This window comes from Pseudomonas sp. BBP2017, assembly GCF_003024385.1.
GTDB lineage: Bacteria > Pseudomonadota > Gammaproteobacteria > Pseudomonadales > Pseudomonadaceae > Aquipseudomonas.
Genome location: NZ_PVZN01000003.1, coordinates 185,359 through 210,386, shown reverse-complemented (window position 1 = coordinate 210,386; position 25,028 = coordinate 185,359). Strand labels below are relative to the sequence as shown.

General features: G+C 60.5%; 20 protein-coding genes and 1 pseudogene. 15 read left to right on the top strand and 6 right to left on the bottom strand.

The annotated features are described in order from the left end of the window. Positions 1-32 precede the first annotated feature (32 nt). Positions 33-998: a 2-hydroxyacid dehydrogenase gene (locus tag C6382_RS06520; RefSeq protein ID WP_107023709.1), complete on the bottom strand. Its 966-nt coding sequence runs from the start codon at positions 996-998 to the stop codon at positions 33-35. Positions 999-1,231: 233 nt separating this feature from the next. Here C6382_RS06520 and C6382_RS06515 point away from each other — a divergent pair, with 233 nt between their 5' ends. From C6382_RS06515 to C6382_RS06460, 12 genes are all read left to right on the top strand, one after another. Next, positions 1,232-1,861 carry a LysE family translocator gene (locus tag C6382_RS06515; RefSeq protein WP_107023708.1) on the top strand — a complete coding sequence of 210 codons (630 nt, stop codon included), beginning with the start codon at positions 1,232-1,234 and terminating at the stop codon, positions 1,859-1,861. Between the two features lie 123 nt (positions 1,862-1,984). Continuing rightward, the gene (locus tag C6382_RS06510) at positions 1,985-3,667 is read left to right on the top strand and encodes a fatty acid--CoA ligase (RefSeq protein ID WP_107023707.1); all 1,683 of its coding nucleotides are present in this window, start codon (positions 1,985-1,987) and stop codon (positions 3,665-3,667) included. 336 nt (positions 3,668-4,003) lie between these two features. Continuing rightward, positions 4,004-5,887, top strand: a complete 1,884-nt coding sequence (locus C6382_RS06505; RefSeq protein WP_107023706.1) for a DUF1302 domain-containing protein — start codon at positions 4,004-4,006, stop codon at positions 5,885-5,887. A 27-nt stretch (positions 5,888-5,914) separates the two neighbouring features. Next, complete coding sequence (locus C6382_RS06500; RefSeq protein WP_107023813.1) at positions 5,915-7,279, top strand: DUF1329 domain-containing protein; 1,365 nt, start codon at positions 5,915-5,917, stop codon at positions 7,277-7,279. A gap of 205 nt (positions 7,280-7,484) precedes the next feature. Further along, the gene (locus tag C6382_RS06495) at positions 7,485-10,208 is read left to right on the top strand and encodes a LuxR C-terminal-related transcriptional regulator (protein WP_107023705.1); all 2,724 of its coding nucleotides are present in this window, start codon (positions 7,485-7,487) and stop codon (positions 10,206-10,208) included. Between the two features lie 75 nt (positions 10,209-10,283). Beyond that, entirely contained in the window at positions 10,284-10,868 is a 585-nt protein-coding gene (locus C6382_RS06490) for an MliC family protein (protein WP_107023704.1), read from the top strand. An 89-nt stretch (positions 10,869-10,957) separates the two neighbouring features. After that, entirely contained in the window at positions 10,958-12,028 is a 1,071-nt protein-coding gene (locus C6382_RS06485; protein WP_371919576.1) for a diguanylate cyclase domain-containing protein, read from the top strand. A gap of 121 nt (positions 12,029-12,149) precedes the next feature. Further along, entirely contained in the window at positions 12,150-13,757 is a 1,608-nt protein-coding gene (locus tag C6382_RS06480; protein WP_107023702.1) for a tetratricopeptide repeat-containing response regulator, read from the top strand. Continuing rightward, positions 13,754-14,446, top strand: a complete 693-nt coding sequence (locus C6382_RS06475; protein ID WP_107023701.1) for a sensor histidine kinase KdpD — start codon at positions 13,754-13,756, stop codon at positions 14,444-14,446. The genes C6382_RS06480 and C6382_RS06475 overlap by 4 nt, the downstream gene beginning before the upstream one ends. A gap of 232 nt (positions 14,447-14,678) precedes the next feature. Then, complete coding sequence (locus tag C6382_RS06470; protein WP_107023700.1) at positions 14,679-15,869, top strand: sodium:proton antiporter; 1,191 nt, start codon at positions 14,679-14,681, stop codon at positions 15,867-15,869. A gap of 149 nt (positions 15,870-16,018) precedes the next feature. Further along, positions 16,019-16,663, top strand: a complete 645-nt coding sequence (locus C6382_RS06465) for an MBL fold metallo-hydrolase (RefSeq protein WP_107023699.1) — start codon at positions 16,019-16,021, stop codon at positions 16,661-16,663. Positions 16,664-16,759: 96 nt separating this feature from the next. Further along, entirely contained in the window at positions 16,760-17,455 is a 696-nt protein-coding gene (locus C6382_RS06460) for an OmpA family protein (RefSeq protein ID WP_107023698.1), read from the top strand. An 86-nt stretch (positions 17,456-17,541) separates the two neighbouring features. On the opposite strand, the gene C6382_RS06455 is transcribed toward C6382_RS06460, so the two are convergent. From C6382_RS06455 to C6382_RS24310, 4 genes and pseudogenes are all read right to left on the bottom strand, one after another. Beyond that, complete coding sequence (locus tag C6382_RS06455) at positions 17,542-18,120, bottom strand: hypothetical protein (protein WP_107023697.1); 579 nt, start codon at positions 18,118-18,120, stop codon at positions 17,542-17,544. A gap of 57 nt (positions 18,121-18,177) precedes the next feature. Then, on the bottom strand, positions 18,178-19,080 hold the full coding sequence (locus C6382_RS06450; protein WP_107023696.1) for an acyltransferase: 903 nt from the start codon (positions 19,078-19,080) through the stop codon (positions 18,178-18,180). A gap of 2 nt (positions 19,081-19,082) precedes the next feature. Next, positions 19,083-21,179, bottom strand: a complete 2,097-nt coding sequence (gene pta, locus C6382_RS06445) for a phosphate acetyltransferase (protein WP_107023695.1) — start codon at positions 21,177-21,179, stop codon at positions 19,083-19,085. Between the two features lie 82 nt (positions 21,180-21,261). Then, a pseudogene (locus tag C6382_RS24310) lies at positions 21,262-21,414 on the bottom strand (DUF3565 domain-containing protein); the annotation flags it as partial. Between C6382_RS24310 and C6382_RS06435 the strand changes: the two are divergent. The 3 genes from C6382_RS06435 to C6382_RS06425 all read left to right on the top strand — a co-directional run bounded on the left by C6382_RS06435 (position 21,383) and on the right by C6382_RS06425 (position 23,765). Beyond that, positions 21,383-21,868, top strand: a complete 486-nt coding sequence (locus tag C6382_RS06435; RefSeq protein ID WP_028944158.1) for a peptidylprolyl isomerase — start codon at positions 21,383-21,385, stop codon at positions 21,866-21,868. The pseudogene C6382_RS24310 and the gene C6382_RS06435 overlap by 32 nt on opposite strands. Positions 21,869-22,023: 155 nt before the next feature. After that, a complete protein-coding gene (locus C6382_RS06430; RefSeq protein ID WP_107023694.1) occupies positions 22,024-22,506 on the top strand; it encodes a glutathione peroxidase in 483 nt (160 codons plus the stop codon). 155 nt (positions 22,507-22,661) lie between these two features. Beyond that, positions 22,662-23,765, top strand: a complete 1,104-nt coding sequence (locus tag C6382_RS06425; protein WP_107023693.1) for an NADH:flavin oxidoreductase — start codon at positions 22,662-22,664, stop codon at positions 23,763-23,765. On the opposite strand, the gene C6382_RS06420 is transcribed toward C6382_RS06425, so the two are convergent. Next, positions 23,734-24,951: a glycosyltransferase family 1 protein gene (locus tag C6382_RS06420; RefSeq protein ID WP_107023692.1), complete on the bottom strand. Its 1,218-nt coding sequence runs from the start codon at positions 24,949-24,951 to the stop codon at positions 23,734-23,736. The genes C6382_RS06425 and C6382_RS06420 overlap by 32 nt on opposite strands. Positions 24,952-25,028 lie beyond the last annotated feature (77 nt).

Sequence of the window (25,028 nt, the reverse complement as noted above, 5' to 3'; positions counted from 1 at the left end):
AAGTGGCGCAGTTTATCAGAGCCAGACGCGGCTTAACCGACCTGTCGACGTGGGCTGCCGGCAAAAAACGCCTCGGCGTTTTCGCACAACTGTTCGACGATACGCTGGCGTGACTCCACCGCGCCCCAGGCACTGTGCGGGGTGACGATCAGGCGCGGGATGTCCCTGGCCAGCAACGGGTTGCCATGGACCGGCGGTTCGACACTCAACACGTCGGTGGCGGCCCCCCCCAAGTGGCCGGAGCGCAAGGTATCGGCTAGCGCCTGCTCGTCGATCAGACCGCCACGGGCGGTGTTGATGACAAAGGCGCCGGGCTTGAGCAGGGCCAGTTCGCGGGCGCCGATCAGGTTGCGGGTGTGTTCGTTGAGCGGGCAGTGCAAGGTCAGCGCATCGACCCGAGGCAGCAGTTCATCGAGAGGCAAGCGGTCTTCACGAGGCGGGCGCCCAGGCAACTGTCCGAACAGTACCCGCATGCCAAAGGCTTCGGCCAGGCGCGCCACGGCTCCGCCCAGTTCACCGTGTCCGAGCATACCGAGGGTCTTGCCCTCCAGCTCGATGATCGGGAAGTCCAGCAGGCAGAACTGCTTGGCCCGCGCCCACTGTCCCTCGGCCACGGCGTGTTGATAGTCTGGCAGGCGCGTGGCCAGTGCCAGCAGCAGGGCCAGGGTGTGCTGGGCGACCGACGGTGTGCCATAACCCTGGCAGTTGCTGACCACGATGCCCTGGGCCTGTGCAGCCTGCAGATCGACATTGTTGGTGCCGGTAGCGGCCACCAGGATCAGCTTCAGGCTGGGGCAGGCTGCCAGGGTGCTGGCGTCGATCGTCACTTTGTTGCTGATGGCCACAGTGGCGCCCAGCAAGCGCTCCATCACCTGATCGGGGGCGGTGGCCGAGTACAGTTGCAGCTCGTCGAAGCAACCGCGCAGGCGATCCAGGCTGAGGTCGCCCAGGTCCAGGGAGTGATGGTCGAGGAAAACGGCACGGCGAAGGGCGGACATGGAAGCTCCAGTGAGTGACGGTCGGGCTCAGGTCGGATAAGCAAATTAACGTCTTTTGCAGCTTGATTCCAATCCATCCTGCAGGGCGACTGTGGGAGCGGGCCTGCCCCGCGATGTGGAGTGACGGATCTAGCACAATAGCGGGGCGGGCCCGCTCCCAGCGGTTGTTACGAGGTGTGTCTAGGGCGTAATGTACGGTCTTCTGATTTCACCCACTGCCGCAAGGAGCTCCCATGTACTGGGCTGAATTTCTCACTGTTGCCTTGATTCACCTGTTGGCCGTGGCCAGTCCCGGTCCCGATTTTGCCGTGGTGGTCCGCGAGAGCGTGACCCATGGGCGCCGCGCTGGTACCTGGACTGCCTTTGGCGTGGGTATGGCGATTTTCCTGCATGTGGGCTATTCGCTGCTGGGTATCGGCCTGATCGTGTCGCAATCCATTGTGCTGTTCAACGCCCTCAAGTGGCTGGCGGCGGCTTATCTGCTGTACATCGGCTTCAAGGCATTGCGCGCAGGTCCCGGCGTACCCGGTAGCGATACCGTGCAGGCTTCGACGGTCGAGCGTACGCCGCGTGCGGCGTTTGTTGCCGGTTTCATGACCAATGGCCTGAACCCCAAGGCCACGCTGTTCTTCCTGTCCTTGTTTACCGTGGTGATCAACCCGCACACGCCGCTGGCCATCCAGGCCGGTTACGGCGTGTACCTGGCTGCCGCCACCGGCCTGTGGTTCTGTCTGGTGGCGATGCTGTTCAGCCAGCAGCGCGTCCGCGCAGGCTTTGCCCGTATGGGCCACTGGTTTGATCGCACCATGGGCGCGGTACTGATTGCCCTGGGTGTGAAGATCGCCTTCACCGAAATGCACTAATGGCGATTCGCCTCTAGCGATTTGCCCGGCCAAATCATTCCTTCGGCTGATTTGGCCGGCGTTGTGGCGTTCTAGAGTAGGTTATGTCTTGCCCAGCTCGTGCACTCTAGAAAAGGGACTCCTATGTTGCAGACTCGTGTCATTGCGCCTGCCGAGGGCGCGTATCAGTTTCCACTGTTGATCAAGCGTTTGTTGTTGTCCGGCAGCCGCTACGAGAAAACCCGCGAAATCGTTTACCGCGATCAGTTGCGCTACAGCTACCTGACCCTCAACGAGCGCATTGCGCGCCTGGCCAACGTGCTGACCGAGGCCGGGGTCAAGGCCGGTGACACCGTGGCAGTGATGGACTGGGACAGCCATCGTTACCTGGAATGCATGTTCGCGATTCCGATGATCGGTGCGGTGGTGCACACCATCAATGTGCGCCTGTCACCGGAGCAGATCCTCTACACCATGAACCACGCCGAAGACCGCTTCGTGCTGGTCAACAGCGATTTCATCGGCCTGTACCAGGCCATCGCCGGGCAGCTGACCACGGTAGAGAAAACCCTGTTGCTGACTGACGCAGAGTCCAAGACCGCCGATCTGCCGAACCTGGTGGGCGAGTACGAGCAATTGCTGGCTGCGGCCAGCCCGGTCTATGACTTCCCTGATTTTGACGAGAACTCGGTCGCCACGACGTTCTACACCACCGGTACCACCGGTAACCCCAAAGGTGTGTACTTCACCCACCGGCAACTGGTGCTGCACACCCTGGCCGCCGCTACGGTCACCGGCAGCATCGACAGTGTGCGCCTGCTGGGCAGTAACGATGTGTACATGCCGATTACCCCGATGTTCCACGTCCATGCCTGGGGCATTCCTTACGTGGCCACGATGCTGGGGATCAAACAGGTCTATCCAGGGCGTTACGAGCCGGAGATGATGTGCGAGCTGTGGCGCAATGAGAAGGTTACCTTCTCCCATTGCGTGCCTACGATCCTGCAGATGCTGCTCAATGCCAAAGGCGCGCAAGGCCAGGATTTCGGCGGCTGGAAGATCATCATTGGCGGCAGCGCGCTGAACCGCGCCCTGTACGAAGCCGCCAAGGCTCGTGGCATTCAGCTGACCGCCGCCTACGGGATGTCCGAGACGTGCCCGTTGGTCTCTGCCGCTCACCTCAACGACGAGCTGCTGGCGGGCAGCGAGGATGAGTGCATCACCTACCGGATCAAGGCCGGCGTGCCGGTGCCGTTGGTGGAAACGGCGATTGTCGATGGTGAGGGTAATTTCCTCCCGAATGATGGCGAAACGCAGGGGGAGCTGGTACTGCGTGCACCCTGGCTGACCATGGGTTATTTCCGTGAGCCGGAAAAGGGCGCCGAACTCTGGCAGGGCGGCTGGCTGCACACCGGTGACGTTGCCACTCTCGACAGCATGGGCGTGATCGACATTCGCGACCGTATCAAGGATGTGATCAAGACCGGCGGCGAGTGGATCTCCTCGCTGGAGCTTGAAGACTTGATCAGCCGTCATCCAGCGATTCGCGAGGTGGCGGTGGTCGGGGTCGCCGACCCACAGTGGGGCGAACGACCTTTTGCCCTGCTGGTCGTCCATGAAAACCAGGTTATCGATGCCAAGGCGCTCAAGGAACACCTCAAGCCTTTCGTGGAACTTGGGCACATCAACAAGTGGGCGATTCCCAGTCAGATTGCCCTTGTTACTGAAATTCCCAAGACCAGCGTCGGCAAGCTCGACAAGAAGCGCATCCGCCTGGACATCGCTCAGTGGCAAGCCAGTAACAGCACGTTTCTCTCGACCTTGTGAAGGCTGGCGGGTCGTACCCGATCGGGTGCGACCCGCAGGCTAGACACTTATTCGCTTTGTCAAACGACACTTTTAAGCCATTCTTGCCCTGCCAGCACAGCGGCCGGTGCGCAACACCGCGCCACAGGGGCAGACATGCAAATCACACTTTAGAGGGATCAAGCACCTGTACCTGCTGGCTATAGTCGGGTCAGGGGATTTTCAGGAATGGGGGGCCGCACATGAATGTGCCTGGCCACTTGCTTGACGATCAGGGTGCGCTGACACCTGTCGAGCAAAGCGTTTCTGCAAAGGACTCACGCCATAAAAATAAAGAAAGTACATGGAGTAGCGTCGATGACATCAGTAAATCTGTTCTGGCGCCGGGCGAAACTGCCCTTGGCCGTCAGCCTCGCTTCTACGCTCGCCGGTCCTGCATTCGGCGTCAGTTTCAACATCGGTGAAATCGAAGGGTCGTTCGACTCGTCGCTGTCCGTGGGGGCCAGTTGGTCGACGGCTAAACCGAACGAGAATCTGATAGGCGTCAACAACGGCGGCAAAGGCTTGTCGCAGACCTCCGACGACGGCCACCTGAACTTCAAGCGCGGTGAGACCTTCTCGAAGATCTTCAAGGGCATTCATGACCTGGAGCTCAAGTACGGCGATACCGGTGTGTTCGTCCGTGGCAAGTACTGGTACGACTTCGAGCTCAAGGATGAACACCGCGAGTTCAAGGACATCAGCGACTCCAACCGCAAAGAGGGCGCCAAGTCCGCCGGTAGCGAGATTCTCGACGCCTTCGTCTATCACAACTACTCCATCGCCGATCAGCCGGGTTCGGTGCGCTTCGGCAAGCAGGTGGTCAGCTGGGGTGAAAGTACCTTCATCGGTGGCGGTATCAACTCGATCAACCCGATCGACGTTGCCGCCTTCCGCCGCCCTGGCGCCGAGGTCAAGGAAGGTCTGATCCCGGTCAACATGTTCTATGTGTCGCAAAGCCTGACCGACAACCTCTCGGCCGAAGCCTTCTACCAGATCGAATGGGACCAGACCGTCGTCGACAACTGCGGCACGTTCTTCTCGCAACCGGACGTGATCGCCGATGGCTGTACCGACAACCTGCGCTTGCTTAACAGCAGCCGCAGCCTGCCGCCACAAGCACTGGGCTTCCTGGCGAGCCAGGGTGTCGACATCAACGAAGAGGGTGTAAAGGTCGACCGTAGCGCCGATCGCGATGCGCGCGACAGTGGACAATTCGGTGTGGCCTTTCGCTACATGTTCGAACCGCTGGATACCGAGTTCGGCGCCTACTTCATGAACTACCACAGCCGTGCGCCGATTTTCAGTGCCACGGGTGCTGATCCTTCGGTCTATGCCGGCCTGGCCAACTTGCCGCCCGAGCTGCGGCGACTGGCGCCGCAGATTGTCGCCGGTAATTCGAAGTACTTCGTTGAGTACCCTGAAGACATCCGCCTGTACGGTTTGAGCTTCTCCACCACCCTGCCTACCGGTACCGCGTGGAGCGGTGAGCTCAGTTACCGGCCCAATGCGCCGGTTCAGCTCAACACCACCGATATTCTCTATTCGGGTGTTACACCGATTCCGGGGCTGGGCAACGCGTCGCTGCTCAAGGGGGTTCCAGGTCAGGATCGGCACGGCTACACCCGTAAGGAAATCACCCAGTTCCAAACGACACTCACCCACTTCTTCGACCAGGTGATGGGCGCCAGCCGCCTGACCGTGGTGGGTGAAGTTGGCGTGACTCACGTCGGCGGCCTGGAGAGTGCACACAAGATGCGTTATGGTCGTGACCCAGTCTACGGTCCAGGGCCGCTGGAACCTACCGGACCGCTCAATACCTGCGAGTTCCTCAACAATCTGACCATCACCGGTGCCGGTAACAATGCCTCGTCGGCCAACGCTTCGCGCAAATGCGAGAACGACGGCTTCACCACCAGCACCTCCTGGGGCTACCGAGCTCGCGCGATCTGGGACTACAACGACGTATTCGCCGGGGTCAACCTCAAGCCTAACGTGGCCTGGTCCCATGACGTCTCCGGTTACTCCCCGGGCCCTGGCGGCAACTTCGAGGAAGGGCGCAAGGCAGTCAGCCTGGGCCTGGATGCCGAGTACCAGAACACCTACACCACCAGCCTGTCGTACACCAACTTCTTCGACGGCAAGTACACCACCGTGGATGACCGCGATTTCATCGCCCTCAGCTTCGGTGTGAACTTCTAAGAACACGGATTCAGGACGAGCATGAACATGAAAATGACCAAGAATCTGCTGCAAGCCGGTGTGTTGGGCCTGTCGCTGCTGGCCTCCAGCGTCATGGCGGCGGTGTCCGCCGACGAGGCGGCCAAGCTCGGCACGACCCTGACGCCAATGGGCGCGGAAAAAGCCGGTAATGCCGATGGTTCGATCAGTGCGTGGAAGCCGCTGGCCAAGAATGCCGGCGCCGTTGACGCCAAGGGCTTCCTTGCCGACCCATACGCTGGCGAAAAGCCGCTGTACACCATCACCGCGCAGAACGTCGACCAGTACAAGGACAAACTGTCCCCGGGTCAGGTGGCGATGCTCAAGCGCTACCCGGACAGCTACAAAATCCCGGTGTACCCGACCCACCGCGGCTCAACCGTGCCGGATGATGTATTTGCCGCGATCAAGGAAAACGCCACCAAAACCAATCTGGTCGCGGGTGGCAACGGCCTGGAAAACTTCACCACTGCCGTGCCCTTTCCAATTCCCAAGACCGGCGTCGAAGCTATCTGGAACCACATTACCCGCTATCGCGGTGGCAGCGTGACCCGTCTGGTAACCCAGGCCACGCCGCAAACCAATGGCTCCTACAGCTTGGTGTACTTCCAGGATCAGTTCGTCTTCCGTGACAAGATCAAGGGCTACGATCCGGCCAACCCGGGCAACGTGCTGTTCTACTTCAAGCAGAAGGTGACGGCGCCGGCGCGTCTGGCCGGTACCGTGCTGCTGGTTCACGAGACCCTCGATCAGGTCAAGGAACCGCGCAAGGCGTGGGTCTACAACGCCGGTCAGCGTCGTGTGCGTCAGGCACCACAAGTGTCCTACGACGGTCCGGGTACTGCAGCCGATGGCCTGCGGACCTCCGACAACCTGGACATGTTCAACGGTGCGCCGGACCGCTACGACTGGAAGCTCGAAGGCAAGAAAGAGATGTACATTGCCTCCAACAGCTACAAGCTCGACTCGCCGACGCTCAAGTACGCCGACATCATCAAAGCTGGGCACATCAATCAGGACTTGAGCCGTTACGAGCTGCGCCGCGTCTGGCACGTGGTCGCAACCCTCAAGCCAGGTCAGCGTCATATCTACGCCAAGCGTGACTTCTACATCGACGAAGACACCTGGCAGGCTGCTGTGATCGACCAGTACGACGGTCGCAATCAACTGTGGCGCGTTTCCGAGGCCCACTCCCAGGACTACTACAACGTCCAGGTGCCGTGGTACACCCTGGAAACCATCTACGACCTGCAGTCGGGTCGCTATTTGGCACTGGGCATGAAGAACGAGGAGAAGAAGGCTTACGACTTCGGATTCTCGGCTAGCATTAGCGACTTCCAGCCCGCAGCGCTTCGCCAGGAAGGTGTGCGCTAAGCTTCAAACCTCCGTGTGATCTCCCAGAACGCCCCGGCTTGCCGGGGCGTTTCTGTTTCTGCGGCCTGCCTTGGTTCGGGATTGTCGCTTTTTGTTGTAGTCTTTTTTCGGCAAAGCGCGGCAATCATCTTCAAATGTGCGTTTTTAACCGCTAGTCTGCCCAGACCCGTACTGCCGAAGATTTTCTAACTAAAACGAGCCGGCCATGACTGATCTGTCCCGTACGCAAGGGTTCGCCAGCCAGGCCATGAGCGTCCTGGAAGGACGCTTCTATCGCCCGCCACTGCCTGAAGGGCACGTGCCGCGGGCGCGCTTGTGCCAGCGCCTGCAATCGGGGCTGGGCGGCCGCTTGTTGCTGGTCACCGCGCCAGCAGGTTTCGGCAAGAGCTCTCTGGCTGTGGAGTTCTGTCAGGGGCTGCCCAATCACTGGAGCAGCCTGTGGCTGGGGTTGAGTCGTCGCGATAACGACCCGGGGCGCTTTCTCGAACGCTTGCTTGAGGGCTTGCAGCAGTATTGCCCGGCACTGGGCAATCAAGCCATGGGCCTGCTCAAGATGCGCCAGCGCCACCAGCCGTTTGCCTTCGAAGAATGGCTCGATGGCCTGCTCGATGAGTTGGCCCACCACCTGCAACCTCACAACCCCTTGTTGCTGGTGTTGGATGACTACCATCTGATACAGGGCCCGGTGCTTGATCGTTGCCTGCAATTCTTCCTCAACCATCTGCCACCGGGGCTGGTGCTGCTGGTCACCAGCCGTCAGCGTCCGGACTGGCACCTGGCGCGCTTGCGTCTGTCGCGACAGTTGCTTGAACTCAACGAACAGGACCTGCGCCTGGCCCCCGACGAATCGTTGGCGGTGTTGGGCCAGCAGTCAACGGGCTTGCGCGGCCAGGCCCTGGATAACCTGATTCAGCGCAGTGACGGTTGGATTGCCGGGCTGCGTTTCTGGCAGTTGGCGGCCAGCGAGTCTGGCGCCGACAGTGCGTTGCCGCAGGCCCTGCATGGCGGCGAGGGGTTGATCCGAGATTACCTGCTCGAAGAAGTGCTCGATATTCTGCCGGCCGAAGTGCAGGGCTTCCTCAACGACACCGCTTGCCAGGAGCGCTTCTGTAGCGAGCTGTGCGATGCCCTGCGTGAGAGTCACGACAGCGCCGAGATCATCGCCTACCTGCAGGCGCATCAGGTATTCCTGGTGCCGCTGGACGAACATGGGCGCTGGTACCGCTATCACCATCTGTTTTCCGACTTGCTGCGCAGCCGTCAACCCAGCCTGCCTCTGTCGAGCTTGCACCTGCGTGCCTGCCGCTGGTTCCAAAGCCAGGGATTACTCGACGAGGCTGTGGAGCAAGCCTTGCGGGCAGGGCACCTGGATGTCGCCGCCAATCTGGTACAGAACCTGTCCGAAGAGCAACTGCTGGCCGAGCAGAACGTTGGTATGTTGCTGCGCTGGAAGATGGACCTGCCCGATAGCCTGCTGATCAGTACCCCACGGCTGATTGTGCTGTACAGCTGGGCCTTGGGCCTGGCTGGGCAACTGGACGCCGCCGAAGAGCTGGCCAGTCACCTGAGTCGCTTCCTGCCAGCGCCTTCGGCGACGGCGCAGCGCTCCATGCTGGCGCAATGGCTGGCCTTGAGTGGGGTCATCGCCCGCAGCCGTGGTGATCGCGAGCGCACCCGGTCCTATTGCGTAGAAGCCCTGCGCAGCCTGCCGCAGAAACGCTACGGCCAGCGTCTGGTGTGCTTGTCGACGGTTTCCAACCTGGCTATTGCCGATGCTGACTTCTCGCGGGCCCGCAGCTGGAACCGCGAGGCGCTGGAGCTCGCTCAGCGGGTCGGCAACCCACTGTTCGAAGCCCTGGCACATTACGATCGCGCGCGGGTGTTGCATGCTCGCGGCGAAGTGCTGCGGGCGCTCGATGAAATACGCCAGGGTTTGCAGCGTTTGCAGGGGCTGTCGGCGCAGCGCTTGTACGCAGCGCGGGCGCGGCTGACCTTGTACGAAGGCTATCTGCTGGTCGCGCGCCTGCAACCGGACGCCGGGCGCAGCCGCCTGCGCGCAGGTCTGGTCGAGGCACGGGCCTGTCGCGACATCAGCGTGCTGATCGGTCATTGCGTGATCGCTTCGCTGGATGGCCGCGAAGGGCGTTTTACCGAAGCCTTTGCCGAACTTGCCGAGGCCGAACGGCTGATGCACATCTGGGACGTACCGCCGATCTTCTATCTGGCAATGATTACCCTGATCAAATGCGAACTCTGGCTGGCGCAAGGGCGTACTGATCTTGCCGAGTCCTGGTTGTTGCGTCTGGGCCAGACCTACGGCGGCAAAAAGGCAGCTGCGGCACCGGAGTTCCATCCCTTGCTGGGGCTGCATATCGAATTGCAACAGGCCTTGCTCGAGCGTACCCAAGGGCGCCTGGAGCAGGCCGGACAACGTCTGCAAGCGCTGGTAGAGCGCGGTCAGGCCAGTGGTGGCCAGTTGTTGTGTGTCACCGCGCTGTGCCAATGGACAGACTTGTTGCTGGCCAGCGGTAACGAGATGCAGGCCCGTGATTTACTCGCGCTGAGCCTGGAGGCTGGCCGCGGTGGCGCCTTGCAGGTGTTCCAGCGGCTATTGCAGGAACATCCGCTGTGGCTGCGCGAGCAGTTGCTGATGCAACCTGCGAGTCCGACGCAAGCCAGCCTTCTGGCGCTGTTACCGGCACTCGATGCTGCGCAAGTCGCCAGCGCCAGCTGTGAGGCCTTGAGCACACGGGAGAAGGCAGTGCTGGAGTTGATTGCCCTGGGTTGTTCCAACCAGGAAATCAGCGAACGGCTGTTCATCTCCTTGCATACGGTCAAGACCCACGCCAGTCACATCAACAGCAAGCTTGGCGTCGAGCGCAGGACTCAGGCTGTCGCCCGGGCCAAGGCCCTGGGCCTGCTGGCCTGACGACTGAATGTGCGGTCATGGGAGGAATTTCTGCTGTACTGACTGGCAGGTTCTTTTCTGCTGGAGGCCACTCCCATGTTCCGTGCACGCACCCTGGTGCAGCTGACCTGCTTGTTGCCCATAGGTACAGCGCTGGCGGCAGAAGGGCCGTCGTTTTCCTGCGACAAGGCCGAGGGCGTGGCACTGAAAGTGTGCCAGAGTCCGCAACTGAGCAAACTCGACCGTGACCTCGCAGCCCTCTATAAACGCGTGCTCGGACAAGCCGACAGCGATTCGCAAAAGCAGCTCAAGGCGACCCAGCGCGGCTGGATCAAGGGCCGTGATGAATGCTGGAAAGCCAGCGATGTTGATGCCTGTGTACTTGAGCAGTATCAGGTTCGCATGGTCAAACTACAGATCCAGTCCGGTGCAGTGTTGGTACCAGCAGCCGTTGAATTTGACTGCAATGACGGCAGCATGCCTTTCACTGCCGTGTTTTACAACCAGCTCGAACCGCGAGCGGCGGTGCTCACCTATGGCAGCGATCAGGCCATCGCACTTGCCCTGCCTTCAGGCAGCGGCAGCAAATATGGCGCCCAGGGCGTCGAGTTCTGGGAGCATCAGGGCGAAGCCAAAGTGAAATGGTATGGCGCCGAGCTGACCTGCCAGGCAGTGCACTGAGGTAGAGCCTACGCCAGGCTTTACGAGAGGCAGAGGATCGAAGAAGATGGCTGCTTGCCATCATTGTTGAGCGCTTCACCATGACGCAGATGCTGTACATCGTCGCGCCATGGATCGGCTTGGTCATCCTGTCGATCCTGTGGGTACGTGCGTTGTTGCGCGGGCGTGAGCTTGAACGGCAATTGCGTGAATGCCGCCAGCCCCTTGATGATCCGGGCCGCAGACAGGCGCAGGATTGTGCCGTGCAGCCGGAAGACGTCGAGCGTTACAAGCGCAGCCAGTACTTTGCCCGCATTGGCACCTGGGACTGGGATATCGACACCGAACAGCTCTATTGGTCTGATGCCATTTACCCCATGTTCGGCTTTCAGGTCGGGGAAATCGTCCCCAGCTATGAGCGTTTCTGCGCCAGTGTGCATCCGGATGACCGTGCCCAGGTCCGCGCCGGGGAACTGCGCTGCATTGAAACGGGTGAAAATCATGATGAGGAGTACCGCGTGGTCTGGCCTGACGGCAGCATTCGCTGGCTGCGCGAGACCGGCAACGTGGTGTGCAACAGTCAGGGCAAGGCCGTGAAAATGATCGGGGTGGTGCGCGATATCACCGAAGAAAAAGCCTGGGCCAGCCAGCTACAGAACCTGGCGCACAACGATGCCTTGACCGGCCTGCCCAACCGTCTGGTATTTGAGCAACGCCTGGCACTGGCCCTGGACAAGGCCCGCAATAGCAACACTCGGGTGGCCTTGGTGTTTATTGACCTTAACGGTTTCAAGGCGATCAACGACTGTAGTGGTCATGCCACCGGTGACCAGGTGTTGAAGTTTACTGCCAGGCGGCTCAAGCAAATGCTGCGTACGGCCGATACTGTGGCCAGGATTGGTGGCGATGAGTTCGTCCTGATTCTTGAAGGGTTCTCGCCCGGTGTCAGGGTGGAGGAAGAAGTGCGGCTGCTTTGCGTCAACATGATCGAGTCGCTGGCTTTTCCCATGATCGTTTCCGGTGAGCTATTGCAGGTGGGTTCCAGCTTGGGTGTAGCGATCTATCCGGATCATGCCGCGAGCATGGACACCTTGATTCACCTTGCGGACCTGGCCATGTATGAAGCCAAGCGCAGTGGTGACAACCAGTACCGGCTCGCTGTAGCAGGAGCTTGCGCATAAGCCCGATGGTCAGCCCATGAGTGTCGACCCTGATGTCGTGCCGGATATACCCGCGAAGCCAGCCTGTGGTTGTTGAGGTCTGTGCATCCTTTTTTTCTATTTGTCATGTCAGGTTTCGTGGATGCAGGTCTACAGCCATAAAAATTTTTTGATCGTCGATGATTTCTCGGACTTTCGCAGTTCGGCGCGCTCCATGCTGCGTGAGCTGGGCGTGCGTGATGTCGATACTGCCGATAGCGGTGAGCAGGCTCTGCGTATGTGCGCGCAGAAGCGTTATGACTTCATCCTCCAGGACTTTCACCTGGGCGACGGCAAGAAGAACGGCCAGCAGGTGCTTGAAGACCTGATCCTCGACAAGTTGATCAGCCATGAGTGTGTGTTTCTGATGGTTACCGCCGAGACCAGCCAGGCGATTGTCCTCAGTGCCCTGGAGCATGAGCCGGATGCCTACCTGACCAAACCGTTCAACCGTATTGGTCTGGCTCAGCGTCTGGAAAAACTGGTGCAGCGCAAGACCTTGCTCAAGCCGATCCTCCAGGCCCTGGACCGTGGCCGCCCGGCTGAAGTGCTCGCTGCCTGCGCCGAGTTGTGCAAGAAGGATCCGCGTTTTGCGCCACTGTGTTTGCGTTATCGCGCTGACGCGTTGCGCGACCTGAATCGTTACGACGAGCTGGAAAAATTCCTCACCGCGATCATCTCCAGTCGGGCCACACCTTGGGCCTACGCGGCGCTGGGCAGCCTGTTGTACAAACGCAATCAGTTCGGCCAGGCCCAGGGAATCTATGAGCAGGCGCTCAAGGCCTTTCCGATGATGCCTGGCCTCTACGACGGACTGGCTGAAGTACTGGTCGCCCTGGGGGAAAGCAAGCGCGCCCAGGGCGTGCTGGAAGAAGCGGTACGGCTGTCACCGCTGGCGGTGCGCCGGCAGATGATGCTGGGCAAACTGGCGCTGAGCAACGATGACTTCGACACCTCCTCGAAGGCTTATCGGCATGCGGTCAGCCAGGGCCAGAGCTCGCGCTACAAGGATCCGGAGAGCAACCTGGGCCTGGTCCAGGCGCTGATGAACAAGAACTCCGGCAACGGCCTGGATGCGCGTACCCGGGTCGAGATCAACACCGTGCTCAGTGAAGTGGCCAAGGAAAACGTCGAGGACCAGGGCCTGCAGGTGCGGGCGCGGTTGATGAAAGCGGCCAGCCTGCAACAGGCCGGCGACGCCGAGACCGCCGCCAAGCTGACCGAGCAGGCCATGGCTCGCCTGGACAAGATGGAGCAGTTCTTCTCTGTCGAAGCGGCATTGGTGGTGGCGACCCAGTTGCAGCAGCTCGGCCAGGAATCGGCCGGCACCTCGATTCTGAAAAACTGCGTGGAAACCTACGGCGATGACCCCAAGGTTATGCAGAGCGTGTCGCGCCTGACCGACGATCCAGCAGTACTCGGGGCGGTGACCGAAGCCGTCGACCTCAATCGCCAAGGCGTGCGCAGTTATCAGGGCGGTCAGCTCAGTGACGCTTTGGGATTGTTCCGCCGCGCTCTGACGCTGCAACCGAAGAACATCAGCATTGCCCTCAACACCGCCCAGGCCCTGCTGCGTATCGGCGGTGAAACGCCACCGCCAGCCTTGATGGACGAATGCCGCGCCTGTTTGACCTGTGTGGCCGGCATCCCCGAGAACGACAGTCGTTACGACCGTTTCCGCAAACTGCACATCCGGGCCTTTAGCGCATGAACCAGGACAATCAGGGACTGGATTTTTCCACGGTGATCGCCTCCACCGTGCATGACATGAAAAACTCACTGGCGGCCCTGATCCAGGCCCATGGTCAGTGGTTGGCGCGCCTGCCCGAAGCCCAGCGTAACGGCAGCGAGCAGGGTGTGATGGAGCACGAGTTCACCCACCTCAATGGCATGCTGGTGCAGTTGCTGGGGCTTTACAAACTGGGTGTCAACCAGTTGCCCATGTGTCCGGATTACCACGAACTGGACGACTTCATCGAAGCGCAGTTGGCAGCCCAGCAGAACCTGCTCCAGCACCGCGATATCCTTGCCAGCTGGCGTATCGAAACTGCCAGTCCGTTAGGATTTTTCGACCGCGAGCTGGTCAGCTCGGTGGTCGCCAACGTCCTCAACAATGCCATCCGCTACGCCGGTCACACCTTGCTGATTACGGTCAGCGACGAAGGCGAACAACTGTTGTTGAGCATCAACGACGATGGTCCAGGGTTCCCCCTGCGCATGCTCGAACGTCAGCTGGATTACGTGCAGGGGATTGATGCGCAAAGCGGTAGTACCGGTTTGGGCTTGTACTTCGCAGCGCGGATTGCGGCCTTGCACGAGCGCAATGGTGTGAAGGGGCGAATTGAAATTGCCAACGGCGGCGCCTTGGGCGGCGGGTTGTTCAGGTTGTATTTGCCGTAAGTACGGCAACGCTCGGCTCCACGCCGGTGGAGACTTGCTTTGTGCGAGATCAACCTTGGCGTGGATCGCTGATCTGCGCAATGTTCAGCCACTGTGAGCCAGGGTGGCCGCGAAGAACGCAAACGTGAACAAGGCCTTCCAGGGCCTTGAACACCTCAGCTAGAGGGCAATTTGCGGATCACCCGAACCCCACCCACAATGAAGTGATACCTCCTAGCCAAGCAGGCCTGCGATGTATCAAAACCTAGCCTTGCTTGCCGCCTTTCTCCTTGTGTACAGCATTTTTGCCGGACGTCTTGAGTCACGCCTGCTCAATGGGCCGCTGATGTTCATGCTCGTCGGCTTGGTGCTGGGGCCTGCGCTAATGGGGGTGTTGCAACTGCGGATCGAGAGGGAAGGTGTCAAGGTGCTGGCCGAACTGACGCTGGCGATAGTGCTGTTCAGTGATGCCGCCAATGCCAACCTCAAGGTGCTACGGGCACATGAGGGGTTGCCCCTGCGCTTGTTGATTATCGGGCTGCCGCTGACCATCCTCGGAGGCTGGCTGGTCGGTATGTGGTTGTTTGCGCAGGTGCCGCCTCTAGAGTTGGCAATTCTGGCGACCTTGTTGGCGCCCACCGATGCTGCATTGGGCAAGGCAGTGGTCAGCAATCCCAAGGTGCTCGCTCCCGTGCGTGAGGGCTTGAACGTGGAAAGCGGGTTGAATGACGGGATCTGCGTTCCGGTACTACTGGTGTTCCTGGCGCTACTAGTCGAGGAGCAGGCGCGCGCGCCTGCCTCGCTGGCAGTGGAACTGGTGGTCGAAGAACTGGGTATTGGTGCGTTGGCTGGGATTTCCCTCACGCTAATCGCCAGGCAGTTGTATCGACTCTCCGAGAAGCACCACTGGCAAGCGTCACTGTGGTCGCAACTGACCCTGCCTGCGCTCTCCATCTTGTGCTTCGCCATCGCGCAGCTTCTGGGCGGCAGTGGGTTTATTGCTGCATTCGTTGGTGGGCTTCTGGCAAGTTACCTGTTTGCCGAACAAAAACACACCCTGCTTCAGGGCAGCGAAGAGTTTGCCAGTTTGCTGTCGGTCATTACCTGGGTTGTGTTTGGTGCGGTGGTGATCCCCAAGGTGTGGGGTAGCCTTACGCTGAACATCTGGCTATACGCAATACTCAGCTTGACCGTGATTCGCGTGATACCGGTGCTTGTCGGCCTATGGGCAACCCGTTTCGATTTCGAGACCCGCCTGTTCATTGGCTGGTTCGGTCCGCGAGGCCTGGCCACTATCGTCTTTGCGGTTATGATTATGGATTACCCTCTGCAGGCTACCAACACAGTGGTGGCTACGGCTATCTGTACGGTTCTGCTCAGCGTGCTGCTACATGGTGTGAGTGCCAACCCATGGGTTGCACGCCTGGCCGGTCGTGGGCCTTGATTGCACGCTATCCCCCCTGTTCGGTGGGGACGGGGCAACACGCGCTGATGAGACGACGTTCGCTGAGGGGGATATTCAGGGCACCTTCACGCATCCCTGGTGTGTATGACTCGCAATGTTTGAGTGCCATTAACTTTACAGGAACACCCATGAACCCCGAAAAATCCGCACTCATCCGCGAAACGTTTCCGGTCGGCCCATTGCAGTGCAATTGCACCATCATCGGCGACCCGATCAGTAAAAAGGCCATCGTCGTCGATCCGGGAGGCAACCATGAGCAGATCCTCGCCCGCCTGGACGCCCATGGCCTGAGGGTGGTGAGCATCATCCACACCCACGCGCACCTGGATCATTTCCTTGCCTCCGGGCTACTGAAGGAAAAGACCGGCGCCACTTTGCACTTGCACAAGGACGATCAGTTCCTCTGGGACAACCTGGAAATGCAATGCCAGATGTTCGGCGTGCCTTACACGCCAGTGCCGTCGCCAGACCGCTGGTTGGCCGATGACGAGGAGCTGGCCTGTGGTTGTGGGGTGGCGCTGCATACGCCGGGTCACACCCCGGGCTCGATGAGTTTCTGGTTTGCCGAGGCCAAGCTGCTGATTGCCGGCGACACCCTGTTCCGTCGTGGCATTGGTCGCACTGATTTGTGGGGTGGCGATCAAGCGACGATCGTGCGCTCGATCAAACAGCGCCTGTACAGCCTGGATGAGGACGCTACGGTGGTCACTGGCCATGGCCCGGATACTCGTCTGGGTGACGAGATGCGCCAGAATCCTTTTGTGCGTGCCTGATTGTTCAGGGAATTTTTTTGCTCTTTTGCAATCCAAGGCTGGCACAGAACCCTACAGCGGTCTGCGGCACTTTCGAATTACAGTAGGAGCTTGTCCATGTTCACCATGCGTCGTTTGATTATCGTCGCTAGCGTTGCCGCCCTGATGACCGGTTGCGCCAACCAGAGTCCGTACGACAGCCAGGGTCAGGCGCAGCAAGGCTCCACCGGGATGAGCAAAACCGCCAAGTATGGCGGTCTGGGTGCGCTGGCCGGTGCGATTGCCGGTGCTGCCATCGATCACGATAACCGTGGCAAGGGCGCGCTGATCGGCGCTGCCGCTGTGGGCGCTGCTGCTGCCGGTTACGGCTATTACGCCGACAAACAGGAAGCTGCCCTACGTGCGAGCATGGCCAACACCGGTGTTGAAGTGCAGCGTGAGGGTGACCAGATCAAGCTGATCATGCCGGGCAACATCACCTTCGCTACCGATTCGGCGAACATCGCTCCAAGCTTTTACTCGCCGCTGAACAACCTGGCCAACTCGTTCAAGCAGTACAACCAGAACACCATCGAAGTGGTCGGCTACACCGACAGCACCGGCAGCCGCCAGCACAACATGGACCTGTCGCAGCGTCGTGCGCAATCGGTGGTCTCTTACCTGACCTCCCAAGGCGTCGATGCCAGCCGTGTGACCGCCCGTGGTCTGGGTCCGGACCAACCGATTGCCAGCAACGCCGACACCAATGGCCGCGCGCAGAACCGTCGGGTAGAGGTCAACCTCAAGCCGATTCCTGGCCAGCAGTACCAGTAAGTTGCAACAGAGGTGAAGGAGGGGAGCCTGGCTCCCCTTTTTTGTGGGTTTTGTCCGGTAGGCGCGGGCTTGCCCCGCGATCAGCTTCAGTGCTGGGTTTTGATCGTCAACACATCGGTAAACACCATGTCGACGGTCTGGCCGATCTTGAGGTTCTTCATCCGCGCCTGCAGGTCCGGATCTTCAACCTTCACCACCTTTTGCGGGCCTTCAGGCGGCAGCAGGGTGACTTCGTGTGCGTTCAGGTCGATCTTGGTGATCTTCGACGTGACCTTGACCTGACGGAAAGCTTCGCCACCCGGGTTAGGGTTGTCTTTGGTGGCACGGATCACCCCGGCTTCCTTGCTGACACCAGGTTCACCGCCGACCTTGGTATCCAGCACCGTCGCCACCGAGCGGTTGACCTTTATATTGACCCGGTCGCCAACCTTGAGGTTGTGCAGGTCCTTGGCGTTCTCGCTCAACTGGATCGGCACCTGAGTGTCATTGGGGCCCGCGACCGTTACCAGGCGCTTGTCGACATCGACGGCCAGAACCTTGGTATCGACGATACTTTCACTGGCGATAGCGTCGATCAGAATGTCCTCTGCCTGCACCGAGAAACTGGCTGCAGTCATGAGTGAAGCAAGAGCGATGGCGTGGGTCAGGGTGCGCAACGGTTTCATAGGCTTACATTCCGTGTGATGGCTGATCAAGCAAAGAGCATAGATGCTCCTGGTGAATCAGGTGCAGTTGTTTTGTCGCAGGTGTTCAAGCAGGGCATCCTTGTCCTGCCACCGCTGGTTGATCCACTGCTGGAAGGCCAGGCGATAGGCTTCGTCCTGGTCGTAGTTCTTGCCCAGGAACTCTTCCGGGATCGCCAGTTCCTCCAGGTGCACAACGATGTGCTTGACCCGGCCGCACAGCAAATCCCAGAACCCTGGCGCACCCGCTGGGTAGTGAAGGGTGACATTGACGATCGACTGCAACTGCTCGCCCATGGCATCCAGAACAAAGGCAATGCCCCCTGCTTTGGGTTTAAGCAGGTACTTGTAGGGCGATTGCTGCTGGCGATGCTTGCCTGGGGTGAAACGCGTGCCTTCGGCAAAGTTGAAGATGGCCGTGGGTTTGCCGCGAAACTTTGCACAGGTGCGGCGGGTGGTTTCCAGGTCTTTGCCGGCTTTTTCCGGGTGCTTGGCCAGGTACGTCTTGGAGTAGCGTTTCATGAACGGAAAGCCCAACGCCCACCAGGCCAGGCCGATCACCGGTACCCAGATCAGTACCTGCTTGAGGAAGAACTTCAGCGGGCGGATGCGGCGGTTGAGCACGTACTGCAACACCAGAATATCGACCCAGCTCTGGTGATTGCTGGTGATCAGGTAGCTGTGCTGGTAATCCAGCCCGGCCAGGCCTTCAACCTGCCAGCGCGCCTTGCCCAGCAGGTTGATCCAGGTGTTGTTGTTACTGATCCAGGCTTCGTGGATATGACGCATCAATTCATCGGTGACCCGCTGCGCCGCCGCGAACGGCAGACACAGCTTGAACAGGCTGACGATGAATAACGGGGTGCAGCAGACAATGGTGTTGAGCCCCAACAGCAACGAGGCAATGACCCCGCGCAGTGGCGCGGGTAGAAATCCGAGCATGTTCAGCTGTCCAGTGAGCGGTTGGCCTGAATCGCGGTCAGGGCAATGGTGTAGACGATGTCGTCGACCTGGGCACCACGGGGCAGGTCGTTGACCGGTTTGCGCAGGCCCTGCAGCATCGGCCCAAGGCTTACGCAGTCGGCGCTGCGCTGCACCGCCTTGTGGGTGGTGTTGCCGGTGTTCAGGTCGGGGAATACGTAAACGGTCGCGCGCCCTGCAACCTGGCTGTTGGGTGCCAGTTGCCGGGCAATCTCCAGGTTGGCGGCGGTGTCGTACTGCAACGGGCCATCGATCTGCAGGCTGCGTTGGCTTTCTTGAGCCAGCAGGGTGGCTTCGCGGACTTTCTCCACCTCTTCGCCACTGGCCGAATCGCCGCTGGAGTAACTGATCATCGCTACCCGCGGGGCAATGCCGAAGGCTTCGGCGGAGTCGGCACTTTGCAGGGCGATTTCCGCCAGCTCGCTGGCGCTAGGGTGCGGGTTCATCACACAGTCGCCGTACACCAGCACCTGTTCGGGGAACAGCATGAAGAACACCGACGACACCAGGCTGCAGCCCGGTGCGGTCTTGATCAGTTGCAAGGCCGGACGGATGGTATTGGCGGTGGAGTGGACCAGCCCGGAGACCAGGCCATCGACCTCGTCCAGGGCCAGCATCATGGTGCCGATCACCACCGGGTCTTCCAGTTGCTGCTCGGCCATGGGCGCGTTGAGACTTTTGCTCTTGCGCAGGCTGACCATCGGCTCGACATAGCGCTCACGGATCAGGTCGGGATCAAGAATCTCCAGGCCTTCGGGCAAGGTGATGCCCTGGGCGCGGGCTACTGCCTGAACGTCGTCAGGCTTGGCCAGCAACACACAACGGGCGATACCACGCGCCTGGCAGATGGCGGCGGCCTGCACGGTCATCGGCTCGGCGCCTTCGGGCAGAACGATGCGCTTGTTGGCTTGCTGGGCGCGCTGGATCAACTGATAGCGGAACACTGCTGGCGACAGGCGTAGCTCGCGCGGCGTACCGCAGCGCTGGTGCAGCCAGTCGGCATCCAGGTAACTGGCGACGAAGTCGGTGATGATTTCCGCGCGCTCGCGGTCATCCACCGGAATTTCCTTGTTCAGCTGGTTCAACTGGTTGGCGGTGTCATAAGAGCCGGTACTCACCGAGAGGATCGGCAAGCCGGCCAGCAATGCACCTTGGCACAGTTCGAGAATGCGCGGGTCAGGCTTGCTGTCGCTGGTCAGCAACAGTCCGGCCAGGGGCACGCCATTGATCGCCGCCAGACTGACGGCGAGGATGATGTCGTCGCGGTCGCCCGGTGTCACTACCAGGGTGCCGGGCTTGAGCAGTGGCACGGTATTGGCCACGGTACGGGCACAGAGGATGATCTTGTTCATCCGCCGCTGTTCGTAATCACCGGCGTTGAGCACCTGGGCGCCGAGCAGCTCGGCCACGTCGCGAGTGCGCGGGGCGTTGAGGTCGGCCTGATAGGGAATGCAGCCCAGCAGGCGGAAGTCACCGCCGCGCAGCAGTGGCGAATGTTCTTTCAGGCGTTCGGCGAATACGCTCATGCTCTCGTCGGTGCGTACCTTGTTGAGGATCACGCCGAGCACTTTCGGGTCTTTCGGCCCGCCAAACAGCTGGGCCTGCAACTCGACCCGGCCGGAGAGCTCAGTGAGCACTTCGTTTTCCGGTGCCGAAACCAGGATCACCTCGGCATCCAGGCTCTTGGCCAGGTGCAGGTTGACCCGGGCGGCATAGCTGGCGTGACGGGTCGGGACCATGCCTTCGACGACGACCACGTCCTTGCCGATGCACGCTTGCTGGTACAGGGTGATGATCTCTTCAAGCAGCTCATCGAGCTGACCATCGCCGAGCATGCGCTCGACGTGGGCCAGGCTCAACGGCTTGGGAGGCTTGAGGCCATGGGTGCGCGCGACCAGTTCAGTGGAGCGCTCGGGGCCGGTGTCGCCAGGGTGCGGTTGGGCAATTGGTTTGAAGAAGCCGACTTTCAGCCCGGCGCGCTCAAGGGTGCGAACCAGGCCGAGGCTGATGGAGGTCAGGCCGACACCAAAGTCGGTTGGCGCGATGAAAAATGTCTGCATGCGAGCTTCTCGAAATGAGCTGTGCAAAAAGAACCAATTGCCAAGGGTATCGCTATCGGCCCCCTGAGCGCATCAGCCACAGGTAAAAGCCTGGTATCGGGCAGGCTGGCAAACTGCCCCGTTTGTCCGGGTTGCGTTCGCTTTCAGGCGATGCGTTGGTTACACTTGTGGGCTCTACATTCTTATGCAAAAGGTCTCGCCCCATGCTGATCGCCGCCAACAAGGCTGTCTCCATCGACTATACCCTGACCAACGACGCTGGTGAGGTCATCGACAGCTCCGCCGGCGGCGCTCCGCTGGTCTACCTGCATGGCGCAGGCAACATCATTCCAGGCCTGGAAAAAGCCCTGGAAGGCAAAACTGCTGGCGACGAGCTGGAAGTTGCCATCGAACCAGAAGACGCCTACGGCGAATACCTGGCCGAACTGGTCAGCACCCTGAACCGCAGCATGTTCGAAGGCGTCGATCAGCTGGAAGTGGGCATGCAGTTCCACGCTTCCGCGCCGGATGGCCAGATGCAGATCGTGACCATCCGTGATCTGGACGGCGACGATGTGACCGTTGACGGCAACCACCCGCTGGCCGGCCAGCGCCTGAACTTCAAGGTCAAGGTCGTCAACATCCGTGACGCCAGCGAAGAAGAAGTAGCCCATGGCCACGTCCATGGCGAAGGTGGCCATCACCACTGATTTTCTGCGCTAAGCTCAGAGAGTCGCGAAGGCGCCCGGGCAAGACCGTCGCACTCCAGTAGGGGAAGACGGCTTGGCAGGGCGCCTTTTTAATGGGCTGGTGCTACTGATTGCAGCCCGCAGCGGCAACCGGGATCTGGAGAGGGGAGTACGTCATGAGTGCATTTCACGACCTGAAGTTGCAGGCGCTGAATGGCCAGGAGTTGCCTCTGGCGCCATTCAAGGGCCAGGTGGTGCTGGTGGTCAATGTCGCCTCCAAGTGCGGCCTGACCCCGCAATACGCGGCACTGGAAAATCTGTATCAGCAGTACAAAGGCAAAGGTTTCAGTGTCCTGGGCCTGCCGTGCAATCAGTTTGCCGGGCAGGAGCCGGGTACTGAAGAAGAAATTCAGAAGTTCTGTAGTGTGAATTACGGCGTGACCTTCCCGCTGGGCAGCAAGCTGGAGGTCAATGGCGCTGAGCGCCATCAGCTGTATCGCTTGCTGGCCGGAGAAGGCGCGGAGTTCCCCGGCGACATCACCTGGAACTTCGAGAAGTTTCTGGTCGGCAAGGATGGCCGGGTGCTGGCGCGCTTCTCGCCGCGTACTGCACCGGATGATTCGACCGTGGTGACGGCGATCGAAAAAGCGCTGGCTTGATGGATCTATCGCGGGGCAAGCCCGCTCCCACAGGGTGACCCTGGTGGGAGCGGGCTTGCCCCGCGATGCTGTTAAATCACTCAAATCAATAGTACTGGGCCACGCTAACAGCTCACCCTATCCTCAGGCGCATCCCTACTTCCCAGGAGCGCCGCATGTCCGCTACCGCACTGTTCACCCCTGTTCAACTGGGTACCCTTGAGCTGCCAAGCCGTGTGGTCATGGCGCCGATGACCCGGACCTTCTGTCCCGGCGGTGTACCCCATGCCAAGGTCGTCGAGTACTACCGTCGTCGCGCCGCCGCAGGTGTCGGCCTGATCATCACCGAAGGCACCACAGTCGATCACAAGGCCGCCAACGGCTATCCGAACGTGCCGCGCTTGCACGGTGAAGACGCCTTGGCCGGCTGGAGAAAAGTCGTCGATGCCGTGCATGCCGAAGGCGCTCGCATCGTCCCGCAGCTCTGGCACGTGGGCAGCGTGCGGCGCCTGGGCACCGAGCCGGACGCCAGCGTGCCGGGCTATGGCCCCAGCGAGAAGGTCAAGGACGGCCAGGTGCTAGTCCACGGTATGAGCCGTGACGATATTCGTGAAGTGATTGAGGCCTTCGCCCAGGCCGCCCGCGATGCTCAGGCCATCGGCATGGATGGGGTGGAGATCCACGGTGCTCACGGTTACCTGATCGACCAGTTCTTCTGGGCAGCCAGCAACCAGCGTAGCGACGAATACGGTGGCGATCTGGCCGGACGTTCGCGTTTTGCCATTGAGCTGATCCGTGCCGTGCGCACCGCCGTCGGCCCGGACTTTCCGATCATTTTCCGTTTCTCGCAGTGGAAGCAGCAGGACTACAGCGCTCGCCTGGTGGAAAGCGCCGAGGCGCTGGGCGCGTTTCTGCAGCCGCTGGTCGAGGCCGGTGTGGATATTTTCCACTGTTCCACCCGGCGCTTCTGGGAACCGGAGTTTGAAGGTTCGGAGCTGAATCTGGCCGGCTGGACCCGCCAGCTCACCGGCAAGCCGACCATCACCGTCGGTAGCGTCGGCCTGGACGGTGAGTTCCTGCAGTTCATGGTTGCCACCGACAAGGTGGCGCAGCCGGCCAGCCTGGAAAATCTGCTGACGCGCCTGAACAATGATGAGTTCGACCTGGTAGCCGTGGGCCGCGCGCTGTTGGTCGATCCTGATTGGGCTGCCAAAGTCCGTGATGGTCGTGAGCAGGACATCCTGCCGTTCAGCCGCGAGGCGTTGACGACTCTGGTTTGATCGTCAGGGTTGTCGGGGGCTGGGGCGCGAGACTACCCAGGCCTTGGCGGCAGGCCTCGTGCAGGTGGCTTTCGAATTGCTCGATAATCGCCGGCCAGCCTTGGCGGCTGGCGTGTTGACGGGCATTCAGGCGTACCCGGCGCAAGGCTTCCGGGTCTTCCACTAGCCAGTTGCAGGCATCGATAAAGGCATCCTCATCGCCAGGCATGGCCAGCGCGCCGCTATGGCCGTGGCGGATGTGCTGGGCGGCGGCGGCCTGATCGTAGGCCACCACGCCCAAGCCCGAGGCCAGGGCTTCGAGCACGACGTTGCCAAAGGTTTCGGTCAGGCTGGGAAACAGGAAGATATCCCCTGAGGCGTAGTGTTCGGCCAGCACTTCACCGCGCAGGGCACCGCAGAACAAGGCATCGGGTAACTGTTGTTCGAGTGCACTGCGTTGCGGGCCGTCACCGACCACAATCAATCTGATGTGCCGCTGTGGATAATGTTGACGTGCTGCGTGCAGGCAGTGCTGCAGTACACCGAGATTCTTCTCCGGTGCCAGGCGCCCGACATACAGCAGGGCGATATCATCATTTTCCAGCCCCCACTGTTCGCGCAGCGCCTGATTTCGCCTGCCGGGATTGAACAACTGACTGTCAACGCCACGGGCCATCAGCGTCAGGTTATCGAACCCACGACGTTCCAGTTCAAGGTGCTGGCTGATGCTGGGCACCAGCGTGGTCTGCGTGCGGCGATGAAACCAGCGCAGGTAATGGGTGAGCAACCTTGCCAGCAATCCCAGACCGTACTCGCTGGAGTACTGATGAAAGTTGGTGTGAAAGCCGCTGACCACAGCAATGCCCAACCGGCGTGCTGCCCGTAATGCGCTCAAACCCAACGGTCCTTCGGTGGCGATATACAGCACATCAGGGCGCTGTCGACGCCAGCGCCGGATCAGCTTGTGCATCGACACCTGACCCCACTGCAATCCTGGATAACCGGGCAACGGCCAGCCGCGGCAGAGCAGCTGCCGTTCATCCTCGGCACCCAGCGGATCGCCAGCCTGGCGCGGGCGCACCAGTTCGACCCGATGGCCGCGCTGGAGCAAGCCTTCGCTCAAGCGGCCAAGGGTATTGGCCACGCCATTGATCTCGGGTGGGAAGGTTTCGCTGATCAGGGTGACATGCAGGGTGGGTATGCTCATGGACAGTAGTTTCAGCACCTGCGATTGCGCTGCTGTGACGCATTCATGACTGATTTGTGACGCCCGGTTTTCGGCGG

Coding starts and splice junctions, on each gene's coding strand:
- C6382_RS06520 (WP_107023709.1), bottom strand. CDS start 998: ATGTCCGCCCTTCGCCGTGCCGTTTTCCTCGACCATCACTCCCTGGAC.
- C6382_RS06515 (WP_107023708.1), top strand. CDS start 1,232: ATGTACTGGGCTGAATTTCTCACTGTTGCCTTGATTCACCTGTTGGCC.
- C6382_RS06510 (WP_107023707.1), top strand. CDS start 1,985: ATGTTGCAGACTCGTGTCATTGCGCCTGCCGAGGGCGCGTATCAGTTT.
- C6382_RS06505 (WP_107023706.1), top strand. CDS start 4,004: ATGACATCAGTAAATCTGTTCTGGCGCCGGGCGAAACTGCCCTTGGCC.
- C6382_RS06500 (WP_107023813.1), top strand. CDS start 5,915: ATGAAAATGACCAAGAATCTGCTGCAAGCCGGTGTGTTGGGCCTGTCG.
- C6382_RS06495 (WP_107023705.1), top strand. CDS start 7,485: ATGACTGATCTGTCCCGTACGCAAGGGTTCGCCAGCCAGGCCATGAGC.
- C6382_RS06490 (WP_107023704.1), top strand. CDS start 10,284: ATGTTCCGTGCACGCACCCTGGTGCAGCTGACCTGCTTGTTGCCCATA.
- C6382_RS06485 (WP_371919576.1), top strand. CDS start 10,958: ATGCTGTACATCGTCGCGCCATGGATCGGCTTGGTCATCCTGTCGATC.
- C6382_RS06480 (WP_107023702.1), top strand. CDS start 12,150: ATGCAGGTCTACAGCCATAAAAATTTTTTGATCGTCGATGATTTCTCG.
- C6382_RS06475 (WP_107023701.1), top strand. CDS start 13,754: ATGAACCAGGACAATCAGGGACTGGATTTTTCCACGGTGATCGCCTCC.
- C6382_RS06470 (WP_107023700.1), top strand. CDS start 14,679: ATGTATCAAAACCTAGCCTTGCTTGCCGCCTTTCTCCTTGTGTACAGC.
- C6382_RS06465 (WP_107023699.1), top strand. CDS start 16,019: ATGAACCCCGAAAAATCCGCACTCATCCGCGAAACGTTTCCGGTCGGC.
- C6382_RS06460 (WP_107023698.1), top strand. CDS start 16,760: ATGTTCACCATGCGTCGTTTGATTATCGTCGCTAGCGTTGCCGCCCTG.
- C6382_RS06455 (WP_107023697.1), bottom strand. CDS start 18,120: ATGAAACCGTTGCGCACCCTGACCCACGCCATCGCTCTTGCTTCACTC.
- C6382_RS06450 (WP_107023696.1), bottom strand. CDS start 19,080: ATGCTCGGATTTCTACCCGCGCCACTGCGCGGGGTCATTGCCTCGTTG.
- pta (WP_107023695.1), bottom strand. CDS start 21,179: ATGCAGACATTTTTCATCGCGCCAACCGACTTTGGTGTCGGCCTGACC.
- C6382_RS06435 (WP_028944158.1), top strand. CDS start 21,383: ATGCTGATCGCCGCCAACAAGGCTGTCTCCATCGACTATACCCTGACC.
- C6382_RS06430 (WP_107023694.1), top strand. CDS start 22,024: ATGAGTGCATTTCACGACCTGAAGTTGCAGGCGCTGAATGGCCAGGAG.
- C6382_RS06425 (WP_107023693.1), top strand. CDS start 22,662: ATGTCCGCTACCGCACTGTTCACCCCTGTTCAACTGGGTACCCTTGAG.
- C6382_RS06420 (WP_107023692.1), bottom strand. CDS start 24,951: ATGAGCATACCCACCCTGCATGTCACCCTGATCAGCGAAACCTTCCCA.